The 17,275-nt window shown below is 38.7% G+C and carries 18 protein-coding genes and 1 tRNA gene; 1 reads left to right on the top strand and 18 read right to left on the bottom strand.

The annotated features are described in order from the left end of the window. Positions 1 to 11: 11 nt before the first annotated feature. The 18 genes from BIV20_RS06995 to infC all read right to left on the bottom strand — a co-directional run bounded on the left by BIV20_RS06995 (position 12) and on the right by infC (position 16,075). The gene (locus BIV20_RS06995; RefSeq protein WP_075719459.1) at positions 12 to 896 is read right to left on the bottom strand and encodes a S8 family peptidase; all 885 of its coding nucleotides are present in this window, start codon (positions 894 to 896) and stop codon (positions 12 to 14) included. A gap of 90 nt (positions 897 to 986) precedes the next feature. Next, on the bottom strand, positions 987 to 3,080 hold the full coding sequence (locus tag BIV20_RS06990) for a polyribonucleotide nucleotidyltransferase (protein WP_075719457.1): 2,094 nt from the start codon (positions 3,078 to 3,080) through the stop codon (positions 987 to 989). A gap of 198 nt (positions 3,081 to 3,278) precedes the next feature. Further along, positions 3,279 to 3,545, bottom strand: coding sequence for a 30S ribosomal protein S15 (gene rpsO, locus BIV20_RS06985; RefSeq protein WP_075719455.1), 267 nt, complete (start codon positions 3,543 to 3,545; stop codon positions 3,279 to 3,281). Between the two features lie 140 nt (positions 3,546 to 3,685). Then, positions 3,686 to 4,726, bottom strand: coding sequence for a C40 family peptidase (locus tag BIV20_RS06980; RefSeq protein WP_075719453.1), 1,041 nt, complete (start codon positions 4,724 to 4,726; stop codon positions 3,686 to 3,688). Positions 4,727 to 4,831: 105 nt separating this feature from the next. Further along, positions 4,832 to 6,463: a Na/Pi cotransporter family protein gene (locus BIV20_RS06975; protein WP_075719451.1), complete on the bottom strand. Its 1,632-nt coding sequence runs from the start codon at positions 6,461 to 6,463 to the stop codon at positions 4,832 to 4,834. Positions 6,464 to 6,468: 5 nt separating this feature from the next. Continuing rightward, on the bottom strand, positions 6,469 to 7,398 hold the full coding sequence (locus tag BIV20_RS06970) for a bifunctional riboflavin kinase/FAD synthetase (protein WP_075719449.1): 930 nt from the start codon (positions 7,396 to 7,398) through the stop codon (positions 6,469 to 6,471). A 9-nt stretch (positions 7,399 to 7,407) separates the two neighbouring features. Beyond that, positions 7,408 to 8,340: a tRNA pseudouridine(55) synthase TruB gene (gene truB, locus BIV20_RS06965; RefSeq protein WP_075719447.1), complete on the bottom strand. Its 933-nt coding sequence runs from the start codon at positions 8,338 to 8,340 to the stop codon at positions 7,408 to 7,410. Between the two features lie 7 nt (positions 8,341 to 8,347). Then, a complete protein-coding gene (locus BIV20_RS06960; RefSeq protein WP_075719445.1) occupies positions 8,348 to 9,295 on the bottom strand; it encodes a DHH family phosphoesterase in 948 nt (315 codons plus the stop codon). 2 nt (positions 9,296 to 9,297) lie between these two features. Then, entirely contained in the window at positions 9,298 to 9,654 is a 357-nt protein-coding gene (gene rbfA / locus BIV20_RS06955; protein WP_075719443.1) for a 30S ribosome-binding factor RbfA, read from the bottom strand. A gap of 16 nt (positions 9,655 to 9,670) precedes the next feature. Next, on the bottom strand, positions 9,671 to 12,307 hold the full coding sequence (gene infB / locus BIV20_RS06950; RefSeq protein ID WP_075719441.1) for a translation initiation factor IF-2: 2,637 nt from the start codon (positions 12,305 to 12,307) through the stop codon (positions 9,671 to 9,673). A gap of 16 nt (positions 12,308 to 12,323) precedes the next feature. Next, a complete protein-coding gene (locus BIV20_RS06945) occupies positions 12,324 to 12,644 on the bottom strand; it encodes a L7Ae/L30e/S12e/Gadd45 family ribosomal protein (RefSeq protein ID WP_075719439.1) in 321 nt (106 codons plus the stop codon). Then, entirely contained in the window at positions 12,631 to 12,903 is a 273-nt protein-coding gene (gene rnpM / locus BIV20_RS06940; protein ID WP_075719437.1) for an RNase P modulator RnpM, read from the bottom strand. Before rnpM ends, BIV20_RS06945 begins: the two co-directional genes overlap by 14 nt. 4 nt (positions 12,904 to 12,907) lie before the next feature. Next, on the bottom strand, positions 12,908 to 14,044 hold the full coding sequence (gene nusA / locus BIV20_RS06935) for a transcription termination factor NusA (protein WP_075719435.1): 1,137 nt from the start codon (positions 14,042 to 14,044) through the stop codon (positions 12,908 to 12,910). Between the two features lie 51 nt (positions 14,045 to 14,095). Continuing rightward, positions 14,096 to 14,563, bottom strand: coding sequence for a ribosome maturation factor RimP (gene rimP / locus BIV20_RS06930; RefSeq protein WP_075719433.1), 468 nt, complete (start codon positions 14,561 to 14,563; stop codon positions 14,096 to 14,098). Between the two features lie 227 nt (positions 14,564 to 14,790). Further along, a tRNA-Glu gene (locus BIV20_RS06925) sits at positions 14,791 to 14,862 on the bottom strand. A 113-nt stretch (positions 14,863 to 14,975) separates the two neighbouring features. Next, the gene (rplT, locus tag BIV20_RS06920) at positions 14,976 to 15,332 is read right to left on the bottom strand and encodes a 50S ribosomal protein L20 (protein ID WP_075719431.1); all 357 of its coding nucleotides are present in this window, start codon (positions 15,330 to 15,332) and stop codon (positions 14,976 to 14,978) included. Positions 15,333 to 15,358: 26 nt separating this feature from the next. Further along, a complete protein-coding gene (rpmI, locus tag BIV20_RS06915; protein ID WP_075719429.1) occupies positions 15,359 to 15,556 on the bottom strand; it encodes a 50S ribosomal protein L35 in 198 nt (65 codons plus the stop codon). A 24-nt stretch (positions 15,557 to 15,580) separates the two neighbouring features. Continuing rightward, positions 15,581 to 16,075 carry a translation initiation factor IF-3 gene (gene infC / locus BIV20_RS06910; protein WP_075719427.1) on the bottom strand — a complete coding sequence of 165 codons (495 nt, stop codon included), beginning with the start codon at positions 16,073 to 16,075 and terminating at the stop codon, positions 15,581 to 15,583. Between the two features lie 330 nt (positions 16,076 to 16,405). Here infC and BIV20_RS06905 point away from each other — a divergent pair, with 330 nt between their 5' ends. Then, positions 16,406 to 17,248 (top strand): PHP domain-containing protein, encoded by an 843-nt coding sequence (locus BIV20_RS06905; RefSeq protein WP_075719425.1) that lies wholly within the window; start codon positions 16,406 to 16,408, stop codon positions 17,246 to 17,248. The last annotated feature ends 27 nt before the right edge of the window (positions 17,249 to 17,275 follow it).

The following is a 17,275-nucleotide window of genomic DNA, read 5'->3' as shown; positions in this document are numbered from 1 at the left end:
TTCTTACTTTATCACAATAATCTTCCAATGTCCACCATTCCCCATCCTTGCTTTGATGTAGAAAGTCCCAAATCTAATGCTCTTTCATAAAGACGCAACTTTATCTCTGCCGGTGAAAATTTGGGATACTTCGAAAGTAAGAGTGCAATACTTCCACTCACCATCGGAGCTGCCATTGAAGTTCCACTTTTCTTAACATAAGCGCCTGTTGCGGAACAACTGATTACATTTGTTCCCGGGACTACCAACTCTGGTTTTACAATACAGCTATCTGTAGGCCCCTGTCCAGAGTAGTCCGGTTTTAGTCTCGACACACCAATTTCTTCTTTGGTGTCATCAAAACATCCTACCGTAATAATTTTCCTGGAAATTCCAGGTACCGTTACACTATTTTCTTCCGGTCCATTATTTCCAGCGGCTGCCACAACAGCAATTCCGCTATCCCATGCATAATCTACCGCTTGTAACAGCCGCTTACGTTCTGCACTTTCCGCTTCTAATACCATTCCAATGGAAATATTTACAATTCGAATCTTATACTGTTCCTTTTGAGAAACCAGCCATTTGATAGATTCTACCACATTTTCAGTATTTCCATTTCCCTTCTGGTCTAAAATTTTTATAATAATAAAATGACATTTTGGTGCAATTCCCATATATTTTCCAGCGGAAACAGTTCCGTTTCCACCTATAATACCTGCAATATGTGTTCCATGCCCATTATCATCATAAGGAGCAGTTCTTCCACTAATATAATCTCGAAAACATACCACTCTTTTTTCAAAATCCGGATGTAGAAAGATTCCCGTATCCAAAACTGCAACTCCGATTTCTTCCCCAAAATATCCTCTGCGATATGCCTGCTGTGCCCTCATGATTTTTCTGACTCTGTCCATTGTTATTTCCTTTTTCTATTACTATATGCAACAAAAAAGAAGTTTGCCTTTGACCTTTCCAAAGACAAACTTCTTATACTATTTATTCTCTTATTCCTCTGCCGGAACATCTTTGATAGAGAAGCTGATTCTTCCCATCTTATCCTTTCCAAGGCAGACTACCTTTACAACATCGCCCAGTGTCAGAACATCTTCTACACGATTGATACGCTCTTTTGAAATCTTAGAAATGTGAACCATTCCTTCTTTTCCCGGAGCAAATTCAAGGAATGCACCAAATTCTTTGATACTAATTACCTTTCCTACAAAAATCTGTCCTTCTTCGAATTCTGTAGTAATAATCTTAATCATCTCTACAGCCTTGTCCATCATTTCCTTATCAGTTCCGCATACAGAAACGGCACCATCATCAGTAATATCAATCTTTACACCAGTTTGTTCAATAATTGCATTAATGGTCTTTCCACGCTGACCAACCACATCACCAATCTTAGTCGGATCAATCTGAATCTGAATAATCTTCGGTGCATATTTTCCAACTTCTTTTCTCGGCTCTGCAATGGCTTTTGACATTACCTCATCCATAATATAGAGTCTTGCTTCCCTTGTTCTTGCAATCGCCTCTTCTACAATCGGTCTGGTCAAACCATGAATCTTAATATCCATCTGGATTGCAGTAATACCTTCACGGGTACCGGTTACCTTAAAGTCCATATCGCCAAAGAAGTCTTCCAGCCCCTGAATATCAGTAAGTACGATATAATCATCATCGGTATCCCCTGTTACCAGACCACAGGAAATTCCTGCTACCATTTTCTTAATAGGAACTCCAGCTGCCATCAACGCCATACAAGATGCACAGGTAGATGCCATAGAGGTAGAACCGTTAGATTCAAAAGTCTCAGATACGGCACGAATTGCATATGGGAATTCTTCTTCAGATGGAAGAACAGGAATCAATGCTCTTTCTGCCAATGCTCCGTGTCCGATTTCACGACGTCCCGGTCCTCTGCTTGGCTTTGTCTCACCAACAGAATATGCTGGGAAGTTATAGTGATGCATATAACGCTTATTTACTTCATTTTCATCTAAACCATCAATTCTCTGTACTTCAGATAATGGTGCTAAAGTGACCACATCACAAATCTGAGTTTGTCCACGAGTAAACATAGCAGAACCATGAACTCTTGGAATCAAATCTATTTCTGCTGCTAACGGACGAATTTGATCGATAGCACGACCATCCGGACGCTTATGGTCTTTTAAAATCATCTTACGAACTGTCTTCTTCTGATACTGATAAATAGCTTCTCCTAAAACAGCAAGCCATTCTTCATTCTCTGCAAATGCTTCCTCTAACTGCTCTGTAATCTTTCTGATATTTTCTTCACGCACCTGCTTTTCATCTGTAAATACAGCTTCCTCCATTGCTGCTGGAGGTACGATTTCCTTAATCGCTGCAAATAACTCTTCCGGTACCGCACAACTGGTATATTCATGCTTCTGTTTTCCAACTTCAGCCACAATTTCATTAATAAATGCAATAATTTTCTGATTGATATCATGGGCCATATAAATAGCCTCAAGCATCTTTGCTTCCGGAATTTCGTTTGCACCAGCTTCAATCATAATAACCTTTTCACTAGTAGAAGCTACCGTCAGATTCAAATCTCCATTCTTCCACTGTTCCTGACTTGGATTGACAATAAATTCTCCATCAATCATACCCACCTGAGTGGTAGCACACGGACCGTCAAATGGAATATCAGAAATACTTGTTGCAATCGCAGAACCAATCATTGCAACAATTTCAGGACGACACTCCGGATCAACGCTCATAACCAAATTATTTAATGTTACATCATTCCGATAATCTTTTGGGAATAATGGACGCATTGGACGGTCAATAACACGAGAAGTTAAAATTGCATTTTCAGATGCTTTTCCCTCTCTCTTGTTAAATCCACCAGGAATCTTACCTACTGCATATAACTTTTCTTCATACTCTACACTTAATGGGAAGAAATCAATCCCATCTCTTGGCTTCTCTGATGCTGTTGCAGTACATAACACTACAGTATCACCATAATGCATCAAAGCAGCTCCATTTGCCTGAGCAGCAACTCTTCCAATATCAACCTGAAGAGTTCTTCCCGCAAGCTCCATTGTAAACTGTTTAAACATATTTCTATCTCCTTCATATATAATCTGGAAGGCATTACCCTCCGTTATGGCAGAAGAGACCGAAACTACTGAGTTACACACAAAACATTTTATGTACATCTCAGTGGTCTCGGAAGTGCCTTCTGCCCCTTTACCAACTTTTTTCATATTACGAAAATAGAGCGGAACTCCGCTCTATTTTCTATAACCGCCAGAAAATTACTTTCTGATACCTAAACGGTCAATTAAAGTACGATATCTTTCAATATCTACTTTCTTCAGGTATGCAAGTAAACCACGTCTCTGACCTACCATTTTTAAAAGTCCTCTTCTTGAATGATGATCCTTTGGATTCTCTTTTAAGTGCTCTGTTAATTCCTGAATTCTTGCTGTTAAAATAGCAACCTGAACTTCTGGTGAACCTGTATCTCCAGGTGTTCTTCCGTATTCAGCAATAATTGCCTGTTTCTTTTCCTTTGCTATCATAATGATAACCTCCTTTAAATCTTTATAAATCGCCCTATTACTGTGCATATTAAGTAACGGTTGGAGTGTCCGGTTACTGAATATGGGCTTATTCACACCAAAGCATTATAACACAGACATTCTATGCTTGTAAAGCATTTTTAATCATTTAATAATCTTACTACACAAATCGGAGTTCGATAATATGCATTAGATATTTTAATTCCAGTCTTTGCAGAACTTGCATGTACTACCTGACCACCTCCGATATACATTGCCACATGACTAATGCTCTTTCCACTTCCATAGAAGAACAAGTCTCCTGGTCTTGCTTCAGAAGCATCAATTCTTGTACCACAGTTTGCCTGAGCCTTAGAGGAATGTGGCAAATAAATTCCATATTTTTCGTAAATACGCATGGTAAATCCGGAACAATCCACTCCGTTCGTAAGGCTTGTACCACCCCATACATAACGATTACCTACAAACTGACATGCATACTGTACAATATCAACACGTACATCAGATACACCTTGACCGTAACGAATCTCTGTCATAGTCATGGCTTTGGGTAATTCTTCGGATAATTCTACAAATTCTCTGGCAACGTAACATTCATCTCCATCAATGTCTACCTTTACCCAATCGCCCATATCCTCTATTACTTGCAGTTCTTCTCCCTCTGCAATAGTTGTCCAAATACTACATTCGGTATTCGGCTCTGTTCTTGCATTTAATGTCATGGTGTTGGATGTAGCTACAATAGACTTAACCTCTGCTGCCTTCTGTACAGCCGCATCACCAGTAAATAAAAATTCACTTTTTACATACCCTGTAACATCACCAGACTGAATCTTACTCCATTCTCCTTCTGTTTCCAGAATCTCACATCCTGCATCCTTAGGCAACTTTCCAACTAAATTATAGTCTTCACCTGCACCCTCTCGAATATTCAAATGATTATCTACATTTGCAATTCCAAGATTTGTATATCCACATATTGTCTCTATATTTGCCTGTGTTGTATTCTGTGCCTCAACCGCAGTAATTCCTGCACTTACTCCACTAGATAAGCTCTCACCTAACACAGCCGTAATTCCTGCATTTGCTCCATTTGATGCTTCTGTGTGCATCGTTGTCATACTCAAAACAGTAACACCTGCCATACAGGTTGCTATTATTCTTCTGATTTCATATCTCATGGCTGACCTCCATACTGAATCTCTTACTCATCCCAACATAATTCTCGGTTATTATATCAACTAAAGATTACACTGTCAAGCATTCTGTAACATTTATGTAACATTTTACACATCTTCCTCTTCCGGATCCTTTTCCAAAATAGAAAATGCAATATTCGTGGAATGGTCACCAATGCGTTCTAAACCAGTTACTAGATCTGTAAAAATAATACCTGCCATCGGAGAACATTTTCCCTTTGCCATACGTTTTACATGATTCTGTTGCAGCTCACGCTCCATACGGTCAATACTATTCTCTAAATTTAATATTTCATCTTGCTTTTCTATATTCTGCGTAATGAACATCTCCATAGATTCTTTAAATATCAACAATGCTCTTTCATGCATTTGAAGTATTTCCTTTGTTCCTTTTTTGGTAAAAGAAATACCATCTGCTCTGCACTTCACTGCCGCATCTGCAATATTCTCTGCATGGTCTCCGATTCTTTCAACATCACTTACCACATGAAACAGACCGCCAATTCTCTGCGCATCTGCTACCGGAAGCTGCAACTGATTGATTTTCACAAGATAATCGGTGATTTCATGACTTAGAAAATCTATCTGCTTTTCTGTTTCATATACTTTCTGAATCTTTTCTTCTGTTCCATCAAAAAATCCTTCCATGGAAAGCTGTAAATTCTCATATGCCAATTTTGCCATATGTTCAATTTCCTGTGTAGTTTCTACCACAGCAGTCGATGGTGAGAAAATATTCTGCTTTCCAATATATAACAACTGATAATCCTGATTCTTTTTATCCTCACCCGGAATTATCATCTTAGTCAAAGCAACAAACTGTGCTGACATCGGAAGGAAAATAACAGTCTGGAATATCTTAAACAAGGTATCTGCATTTGCTACACATCGGCCTACGTCTGCACCAGAAATCTTTAAAATAAAAGATTCAAAATACTGCATACCAAAGACTAACAACAATCCAATAATCACCATGCCAAACACATTGAACATCACATGAATCAAAGCCGCACGTTTTGCATCTTTCCTTGCATCAAGACTTGCCAAAACTGCCGGTGTACAAGAACCTATATTACAACCTAATATAACATAGAAGCAAACAGAAAGGTCTACCAACCCCTGCCCAGCCATTAAAAGCAAGATACTTACTGTTACCGAAGAACTCTGTACGATAATCGTAATGACTGTTCCCATCAATATTCCAAGCAACGGATTATCCAGACTTCCAAGTACATTAAGAACAGACTGATAATTTCTCAAGTCGGCCATAGCATCCTTCATCATGCTAATTCCCATAAAAAGTGCTCCAAAGCCCAGAATAACTTCACCTATTTTCTTCATCATCGGCTTTCGTCCAAACATCATGAGTACCGCTCCCACAAATAGAATAAACGGTGCAATTCCTGTAAGATTAAATGCCACTAATTGAGAAGTAATTGTTGTACCAATATTGGCACCAAAAATAATTCCTATTGACTGCGCCAGCGACATAATTCCAGCATTTACGAAGCTTACCACCATTACAGTAGTTGCTCCCGAAGACTGGATTATCGCAGTAAACAATGCTCCGAAAACAACAGCAATTAGTTTGTTCTTTGTCATTACCTCTAATATATTTCGAAGTTTTGCACCCGCTGCCTTCTGTAATCCCTGACTCATAAAGGTCATTCCAAATAAAAACAGTCCAAGACCACCTAACAATGTTAAAATAAGTTCCATATCATTCACCTTTGATTTTCTCTGAAATATTGTTTTCCAAATGCAACATCATGTATCATCTGTCTCTTTAAAGCATCCAATGATTCAAACTTTCTTTCTTCCCGCATTTTGCTGATAAAGCTTACCTTTACTTCTCTTCCGTAAATGTCTTCATCAAAATCAAAAATATGGGTTTCCACCCCTACTGGATTATTTCCTTCTACAGTAGGCTTACACCCAATATTCGTAATCCCCGGATACGCTCTCCCGTTCCATTCTGTTATAGAAAGATAAACCCCATATGGCGGCAACAGCTTTTCCTCTGTTGGAATCAGATTAATGGTAGGAATCCCAAGCACTGCTCTTCCCATCTTTCTGCCATGAAGTATGGAACCTTCCACAAAATACCGATACCCTAAAAGTTCGTTTGCCTTTTCGATATTTCCAGCTACAATCTGTTCTCTTACAAACGTGCTACTTATATCTCTTCCATCTTCCTGCATCTTATCTACAACTTCTACTTCATAACCATATTCAGAAGCGTATTGCTGAAGCATCCGATAATCACCACGTCGGTTGTGCCCAAAATGAAAATCTTTTCCTACCACCAAACATTTCACATTGAGTTGCTTTACTACCATCTCAATAAACAGTTCCGGCTCCATGCACATAACTTCCTGAGTGAACGGACACTCAATCAAATAATCGATACCAATACTTTCAAAGAGCCTACTCTTTTCTTGATTCGTAGTAAGTACCTTTGCATTCACACGTTCCACATTTTTCTTTGGCGGAATATCGAAGGTAAAAATAACAGCCTTCAATCCTTCCTGTTTCTTTCGAAACACATAATCCATTAATAATTCATGCCCCCGGTGAAGTCCATCAAACTTTCCCAAAGACAACACCGTAGGTTCTTCTATTTTAAATCTTGTTGTCCCTTTTATGTATTCCATTATTCTGTCCTATTCCATAAAAATCTTAATGGGTCTGATATCCATATACTTATTGTTATACTGATAGATACCAATAAAATTTTGTTTTTGGTCATAAAGGCGAATTTTCTCTTGCTGCAAAGAATCTTGCCATCCTTCTATCCATTCTGGTTGCATGGCATTTCCATTATAAAGCATCTTTTCAACCCCTTCTTTTGCGTACAACTTTGGATATCCTTCAAAAACCTCATCTGTTTTGGTAACTATATTTCCCAGACTTTCTGCTGTAAGCTCCTGAACTGTTTCCTGACGAAGTTTTTGTACTTTTTCTTCAATTTCATTAAGTCGTAAAGAATGTTCTAACGTGAATTGTGCTACCTTTGTACGCAACAAGGATTCCATGCATCCGCCACATCCAAGCTTTGCTCCTATATCATGACAAAGAGTGCGTATATACGTTCCTTTTGAACAATGCACAAGCATTTTCACTCTGGGCAACTCTATCTCTTCTATGTCAATAGAAAAAATTGTCACCTCTCGCGGTTTTCTTTCCACTTCAATCCCTGCTCTTGCCAAATCACAAAGCTTTTTCCCATTTACCTTAAGTGCGGAATACATAGGCGGAATTTGTGCATAAGTCCCTACAAAGGATTTTACTACTTCTCGCACTTGTTCTTCTGTGCAGGCAACTTCTTTTTCTTCCAGTACATTTCCCGTCGTATCCTGAGTATCTGTTTTCTTTCCAAATAACAGAACTGCCTCGTACACTTTATCCTTTTCTGTAAGCATATCGCATACTCTGGTTGCCTTTCCAAGACAAACAGGAAGAACTCCTTCCGCATCCGGATCAAGAGTCCCAGTATGTCCGATTTTCTTTTGATTCAAAATTCTCCGAAGCTTTGCTACCACATCATGAGAAGTATAGCCCTTTTCTTTATACACATTGATAATTCCACTAATCATCGTTTCACTATAACTGCTCCTTTATTTCTTTGCACAAAACAGAAATGATTTCTTCCGGTATACCTGTCATAGTAACTCCTGCTGCTCTGACATGTCCACCGCCCTGATGTTTCATGGCAATAGATGCCACATCAATCTTTCCATTAGAACGCATGCTTACCTTCCAGGTTCCATCTTCATTTTCATATAAAAATACCGCAACTTCTACATTTTTTGTCACGCGTAATTGGCTCACAATACCTTCTAAATGCTTTGGAAGCACACCATATTCTTCCATTTCCTTTTTAGAAATTACCGTAGCAATACATGCTCCATCCAGATAAAGTTCACTATTTAATAGAGCACGTCCCAGAATTTTATTTTGCTCAAACGTTTTTGTATAAAAAGTATCATCTACGATTTTCGAAAAATCGATTCCTTTTTCCATCAGTCTTCCGGCAATATTCATTGTCTTGGCAGAAGTACAGGAATACTGGAATACTCCGGTATCGTGTACCATACCCACATAAATACACTCTGCAATTTCTTTGGTAATTCGCTCTTCTTCTAACAATTCGAAAATCAACTCAGATGTAGAACTTGCTTCTGGGAAAATATAATTCTCGTCCGCAAAACTAGCATTGCTTACATGATGGTCAATACATACTGTTTTTTTCGCTGTTTCAAAATATTTCACTGCATTTCCAAGTCTCCCGGTATCTCCGCAGTCTTGTACGATGCACAGGTCATATTTTTGATCAGATTCATAACTATGATGTATCTGATCCGCATTCTTCAAAAATTTGAATATATTTGGAATAGGCTCCAGATACACATCTACCTGAATATCCGGATACCACGTCTTTATATAATTATAAGTTGCCAGACAGGAGCCCACACAGTCACCATCCGGACGCACATGTCCGGCAATGGCAACTGTCTCTACCTGTTCCAGCTGTGAAGCCAGATTTTCCATATTTACTGCTCCTTATTTACATCATCAATCAGTTTTGACATATTAACACCATATTCAATGGACTGGTCCAATACAAAACGAATCTCCGGTGTATTTCTCAAATTGATATTCTTTGCAAGCTTGCTCCGAATATACCCTTCTGCACTTTTTAATCCTGCCAATGTATCCTTCTGAGATTCTTCATCGCCTAATACACTGATATATGCCTTACAGCTCTTTAAATCCGGGGCCACCTCAACTGCTACTACAGAGGTCATTGGATTGATTCTTGGGTCCTTAATCTCACCACGAATAATATTGCTTAATTCTCTAAGAACCTCTCCGTTGACTCTTGTATTTTTAATACTATTTTTTCTCATATTTTTTCCTCAAATCTTATCTTGGAACCTCGACCATGGTATATGCCTCTACCACATCCAGTTCCTGAATATCATTGAATCCTTCAAAAACAAGACCGCATTCATATCCTGCTTTTACTTCTTTTACATCATCTTTAAATCTCTTTAAGGATGCAAGATCGCCTTCAAAAATCTGTTCTCCTTCACGAGAAATACGAATTTTGCAGCCTCTCTGGAATACACCATCCAATACATAGGAACCGGCAATATTTCCTACTCCTGAAGCTTTGAATATCTGACGCACCTCTGCATGACCCAGAACCTTTTCTTCAAATACAGGATCAAGCATTCCTTTCATAGCTGCCTGAACATCCTCAATAGCATTGTAGATTACCTTATACAATCTGACGTCTACGCCTTCCCTCTCTGCAGTTGCTTTAGCAGTTGCATCCGGACGTACATTAAATCCAATAATAATCGCATTAGATGCAGATGCCAAGCTTACATCAGATTCATTAATAGCACCAACGCCACCATGGATTACCTTTACCACAACTTCCTCATTGGAAAGTTTTACTAAACTCTGTTTTACTGCTTCTACAGAACCCTGAACATCTGCTTTTACAATAATTGGAAGTTCTTTTACATTACCAGACTGAATCTGTGAGAATAAATCATCCAGAGACATTCTGGACTTTGTCTCCTCTAACATTCTTTCTCTTCCTTCTGAAATAAAGGTCTCAGCAAAGCTCTTCGCTTCCTTTTCAGAACCTGTACATACAAAGATTTCCCCAGCATTTGGTACATTATTCAAACCTAATATTTCCACTGGTGTAGAAGGACCTGCTTCCTTTACTCGTCTGCCTTTATCATCAATCATGGCTCTGACTTTACCATAACAACTTCCACAAGCAATCGGTTCACCAACATGTAATGTACCTTTTTGTACTAGAACAGTGGCAACAGAACCTCTTCCCTTATCCAATTGTGCTTCAATGACAACACCTCTTGCATTTCGCTTTGGATTTGCCTTTAATTCACAGATTTCTGCTGTTAAAAGAACCATTTCCAAAAGCTGTTCAATACCTTCATGTGTATGTGCTGACACCGGTACGAAAATGGTACTTCCACCCCAGTCTTCCGGAATTAGCTCATATTCTGCTAATTCTTGTTTTACTCGTTCAATATTAGCACTTGGCTTATCAATCTTATTAACAGCAACAATAATTTCTACACCTGCTGCCTTTGCATGACTGATGGCCTCTACTGTCTGAGGCATAACACCATCATCTGCTGCTACTACAAGAATTGCAATATCAGTAGAATTAGCACCACGCATACGCATTGCAGTAAATGCTTCATGTCCCGGTGTATCTAAGAATGTAATTTTTTCTCCATTACACTCTACCATATAAGCTCCGATGTGCTGAGTAATTCCACCTGCTTCGCGGTCAATCACGTGGGTATCACGTATCGCATCCAGAAGAGATGTCTTACCATGGTCTACGTGTCCCATAACACATACAACCGGAGGACGTTTTACCATAACAGCTTCATCTTCGTCTTCTTCTTTTAAGAGTTCCGCAATTACATCTACTTTTTCTTCCATTTCACAGATACAATTGAATTCCAGTGCAATCTCTTCTGCTTCTTCAAAGGTAATCTCACTGTTTACAGTTACCATATTTCCCTGTAAAAATAACTTTTTAATAATTGCAGACGCCTGTACTTTCATACGGTCTGCCAGTTCTTTAATTGTCATTTTTTCAGGAAGGGTAATTGTCTTAATGGTATCCTCTTCCTTCTGCTGCGGCTGCGGAGCCGGCTGCTGTTGTTTTTTCTTTTTGTTGCTCTTTTCTAGGTTATCAAATCGCTCCTGCTTCTTGCCCATAATATCTTTCTCATGACGCTGATTATTATTTTTACGGTTATCCCGTTCTCTGCTTTCTTTTCCGCGTTCTTCCACTACCGGTGCCGGAGAATTCTGATTCAACTTACTGATTTCCTGTTCAAAACGATTTTTCTGATTATTTGGACGATTCTGTCCATTTCTGTTATTATTTCTGTCACCCTGTGGACGCTGTGAACGATTTCCTTCCGGTCTTCCTCCCTGCTGCGGGCGCTGCGGGCGATTTCCTTCCGGTCTTCCTCCCTGCTGTGGACGCTGCGGGCGATTTCCTTCCGGTCTTCCTCCCTGCTGTGGACGTTGCGGACGATTTCCTTCCGGTCTTCCTCCCTGCTGCTGTTCGTTCTGTGGACGATTTCCTTCTGGTCTCGGTCTCTGTTCGTTCAGGGCTTTCTGCTGATGATTTCCCTCTGTATTCTGTGCCTGTGAACGCTGTGGACGATTTCCTTCCGGTCTTCCTCCCTGCTGTGGGCGTTTTGGTGCTGTCTTACTATTCTGCGGATTGAACACTGCGGTGATACTTGACTTTTTCTTTGGACGTTCTCCTGCCTTTTTCTCCTGTTTGTTCTCTTCCTTATGCACCTCTTTGTTCTCTGCTTCCTTTTCCGTCTTATCAGAAAACTTTGCTTTTACCATTGAAATCACATCATCTTCAATAGAACTGTTTGCGACCTTTCCTGTAATATCTTTTTCTTCCAGAAATTTAATAATATCTTTTGACTGTATATTTAACTCTTTTGCAAGTTCATGTACTCTGACTTTTGCCATACTCTTGTTACCTCCGTTATTCCGTTTTTTCTAACAATTTTAATTTTTTCTCCAAACTCTTCGCAAATCCTTCATCCAATACTGCAACGGATGCCCGAAACTGTTTGCCAATGGCATGCCCTAATGCCTCTTTTGGAGCATATATATACATCGGAACCTGGTAAAAGGAACACATATTGCGAAACATTTTTCTTGTATTATCAGACGCCTCTTCTGACACCAACACAAGAAATGCTGTACCACTTTTCACTGCTTTTTCTGTTGAAAACTCGCCGCTTGTTACCTTCCCTGCTTTCGCTGCTAGACCAAGCATGGACAATATCCTATCTTGCTGCAATGGTTTCCATCTCCTTTGTCAGATTCTCTATTACTTCCTGTGGTATGGCAGTTTTTAAGGAGCGTTCCAGTCCTTTTGTCTTAATTGCCTTTTTCAGACATTCTTCATCTGGACATATATATGCACCTCTGCCATTTTTCTTTCCGGTTGTATCCAAAAGAATTTCGTTTTCTGCAGTTTTAATTACACGAAACATTTCTTTCTTATTCTTCATTTCACCGCATCCAACGCATTGACGCATGGGAATTTTTTTACTCATTCTCCTACTCCTCTTCTACATACTCACCCTTTTCTGTATATTCTTCCTCTTCGTAATCCTCATAATCATCTTCATAATCATTTTCATAATCCATGAAGTCTCCGGCTTCTCTTGCCTGTGTCTCACTTTTAATATCAATCTTAAATCCGGTCAGTCTTGCTGCCAATCTTGCGTTCTGTCCTTCTTTTCCGATTGCCAATGATAATTGATAATCAGGAACAACTACTTTTGCAGTCTTTTCTTCTGCATCCGCGATAACAGAAATAACTTTTGCAGGACTTAATGCATTCTCGATGAGCATTGCCGCATTATCACTCCAATTGATAATATCAATTTTTTCTCCACGAAGTTCATTTACAATAGCATTAACTCTCGCTCCATTTAATCCGACACATGCACCTACCGGGTCTACATCCGGATCATTGCTCCATACTGCGATTTTGGTTCTGCTTCCAGCTTCTCTTGCAATACTCTTAATCTCTACAATACCATCCTTTACTTCCGTTACTTCTGACTCAAACAAACGTTTTACTAATTCCGGATGTGTTCTGGAAACCAAAATCTTTGGTCCTTTGGAGGTAGATTTTACTTCCAAAATATATACCTTGATTCGTTCTGTTGGCTGGAACACCTCACCTTTCACCTGTTCATTTTCACTTAAAATGGCATCTGCTTTTCCAAGATTAATACTGATATTTTTCCCTACATAACGTTGTACAACACCGGTAACAACATCTTTTTCTTTTCCATAATACTGATTAAACAGTACTTTTCTTTCCTCTTCACGAATCTTCTGTAATATAACATTCTTTGCATTCTGTGTTGCAATACGTCCAAATTCTTTGGATTTCACCTCAACATTTACAATATCTCCCAATTCATACTGGGAATCTACCATTTTTGCATTTCCAAGACTAATCTCCAGTGCCTCATCCTGCACTTCTTCTACAACAGTCTTTTCGGCATACACATGAAACTCACATGTCTCCGGATTGATATTTACCTTGATGTTATCTGATTTTCCGAAATGGTTCTTGCATGCTGTAATCAGAGAATTTTCAATCGCCTCTAATAAAGTATCCTTGCTGATATCTTTTTCCTTTTCCAGTATATTTAACGCTTCTAATAACTCATTGTTCATTTTTTTATCCTCCTGAATATTTTCTTGTTATTGACGCATTTATGACGTATTTTAAAAATCAAAAGCCAGACGAATTAACGCAATGTCTGATTTATTGAATATCATTTCTTCTCCATCTTCCGGTTGAATGGTAACAGTATTTTCATCATAAGCAGTTAAAATACCATAAAACTCTTTTTCTTTATTAATCGCACGGTATGTTCTAATCTCTAGTTCTTTCCCCATGCTTCTGGCATAATCCTTTTCCTTTTTCAACGGCCTTCCCAATCCTGGGGAACTCACCTCGAATATATAAGATTCTTCAATATAATCTGCCTCATCAAGCAAATCACTCATCCTTCTGCTCACTACTTCACAGTCGTCTACCGTGATTCCGCCCTCTTTGTCGATGTAAGCGCGCAGATACCAGTTGCCGCCTTCCTTGACATATTCTACATCTACCAATTCAAAATTATTTTCTTCCATGATAGGCAGCAGTAATTCTTCTGTACGCTGTTCATACGTCTCTTTCTTTGACATATTTACACCTCTTTCCATATTCAATTTTTTGACCTTACATAAAATTGAGAGTGGACCAATGTCCACTCTCAAGTCTAAGGTTACCTTTGTTATCATTAGTATCATAGCACTTAAATCCACGAATTGCAAGGGGTTTTAAAAAAAATGTTTCAAAACAGAAAATGCTGAAAACCTTACATTAAGGCTTTCAGCATTTTCTACGGGTTGGGCTATTCAATTATAGCTAGCAGCTCGTAGGGGAATCGAACCCCTGATTCCGCCGTGAGAGGGCGGCGTCTTAACCGCTTGACCAACGAGCCATGTCGAAACTCAACATTGATATTATACATGCTGAGTTTCAAAAAATCAAGTATTATTTTTCAAAATTTCAAAAAAATTTAAATTATTTGAAAAACTCTAAATTTTTCTTAAATTAAGCTACCTTAGATTTTGCCAGTTCTGCTAATGTTGCAAAACCTTCTGCATCATTTACAGCCATTTCAGCTAACATCTTACGGTTTACTTCTACACCAGCTAACTTTAATCCATGCATAAACTGGCTATAGGAAATGCCGTTAATTCTTGCTGCTGCGTTAATACGAGCAATCCATAACTGTCTGAACTGTCTCTTTCTTTCTTTTCTACCTGCATAAGAACTTGTTAATGCTCTCATGACAGACTGTTTAGCTACTCTATACTGTTTGGAGCGAGCTCCTCTATATCCTTTTGCTAATTTTAATGTTCTATTATGTCTTTTCTTAGCGTTTAATCCGCCTTTAATTCTTGCCATGACTTCTATTCCTCCTTAACTCATTCTTACAGATATGGTAAAATCTTCTTCATATTCTTAACGTTAGTTGCATCTGTCATTGCTGCTTTTCTTAAATTTCTCTTTGTCTTTGTAGATTTCTTTGTTAAGATATGTCTCTTATAAGCTTTATTTCTCTTTAACTTTCCTGTACCTGTCACTTTAAAACGCTTTGCTGCTGCTCTACTTGTTTTGATTTTTGGCATTTTTGTTTCCTCCTTAAACCCTGTTTATTTCTTTTCCGCCAGCACCAAACTGATACTGCGGCCTTCTAATTTAGGTGCCTTTTCCACTACTGCAACATCTGATAATGTCTCTGCGAACTCATCCAGAATATGTTTACTACTCTGCATATGAGCCATTTCTCTTCCGCGGAAACGCAAGGTGATTTTTACTTTATTGCCCTTGGCAATAAACTTTCTTGTTGCATTAATTTTTGTATTCAAATCATTTGTCTCAATGTTTGGTGATAAACGGATTTCCTTTACCTCAACAGTTTTCTGCTTTTTCTTGGCTTCTTTTTCTTTTCTGACAAGCTCGTATTTGTATTTGCCGTAATCGATAATCTTACATACCGGTGGCTTTGCGGTTGGGGCGATTTTTACTAAATCAAGATCTGCTTCCTGTGCAAGCTTCAATGCCTCTCTTGCAGACATAATACCCAGCTGATCTCCGTTTTCGCCAATCAAACGAACTTCCTTATCTCTGATTTGTTCATTAATCATTAAATCGCTAATGGTTGTGCACCTCCAAAAATTAATATAAAAAAGTGGATAGGCAGACTATCCACTTATATTCTAAATACTTCTGTATTTCTCACGAATATGAACCATTAGTCACGCATTTGTGCTAAGGTGAGAGTGGATACTCTACTTTGTTTTCTACTTACAACTTCATTACTATATCATCTCTTTTCCTTATCGTCAAGTACTTTTTGAAAATCTCTTTCATTTTTATCACAGTTTCTTTCTGCTCTAATTTCTGATATAATAATAAGTTGTAAATTACTTTATTTATCATAGCACATTCATCAAAGAAAAGGAAGGACTTTTTATATGATTGACTTACATACCCACTCTACCGAATCTGATGGAACACTTACTCCCCAAGAGCTAATGCACCTTGCTGCAGATACCAGTCTTTCTGCTATCGCTCTGACCGACCACGATACAATAGGAGGTCTGGCAAAAGCAAAACCCATTGCTGAAAATCTTGGAATTGAACTGATACCGGGAATTGAACTTTCTACAGATTATAATGGTACAGAAGTACATATGTTAGGGTTCTATATTGATGATACGAATCCAGCTTTTCTTGCAAAGTTGCAGGAATTCATCCAAAGCCGCGACATTCGTAATGAAAAAATGGCCTTTTTACTTCAGAAAGAAGGATTTGATATTACATTAGAAGCTCTCTATAAAGAATATCCGGAAAGTGTTATTACCCGTGCTCACTTCGCCCGCTATTTGGTTGAGCATGGATTTGTCAAAGACCGAGATACCGTTTTCCGAAAATATCTTGGTGACAACTGCCGTTGCTATGTTCCAAGAGAAAAAATCTCTCCTTTTGAAGCCATTGACCTTATTCGCCTTGGCGGCGGACTTTCTTTTTTTGCTCACCCGGTACTCTGTCATATGAACCATGACAGACTTCGTTTTTTTGTAAAATCTTTAAAAGAATCCGGTCTCACTGGAATGGAAGCTATTTATTCTATGAATACTCCGGGGGATGAACGTAATATGAAAAAGCTTGCTGCTGAATTTGACCTCTTAATCAGCGGCGGTTCGGACTTTCATGGTGAAAACAAACCTTATCTTCATCTTGGAACGGGAAAAGGAAACCTAAAAATTCCAGACAATATATTAGATGCCATTAAAGCCAAAAGAGTATCGCACTAATTCTATGCGATACTCTTTTCTATGCTG

It is taken from the genome of Roseburia sp. 499, assembly GCF_001940225.2.
Taxonomy (GTDB): domain Bacteria; phylum Bacillota; class Clostridia; order Lachnospirales; family Lachnospiraceae; genus Petralouisia.
Note: the sequence above shows the minus strand (reverse complement) of the source record. Positions and strands in the feature narration are given on the sequence as shown.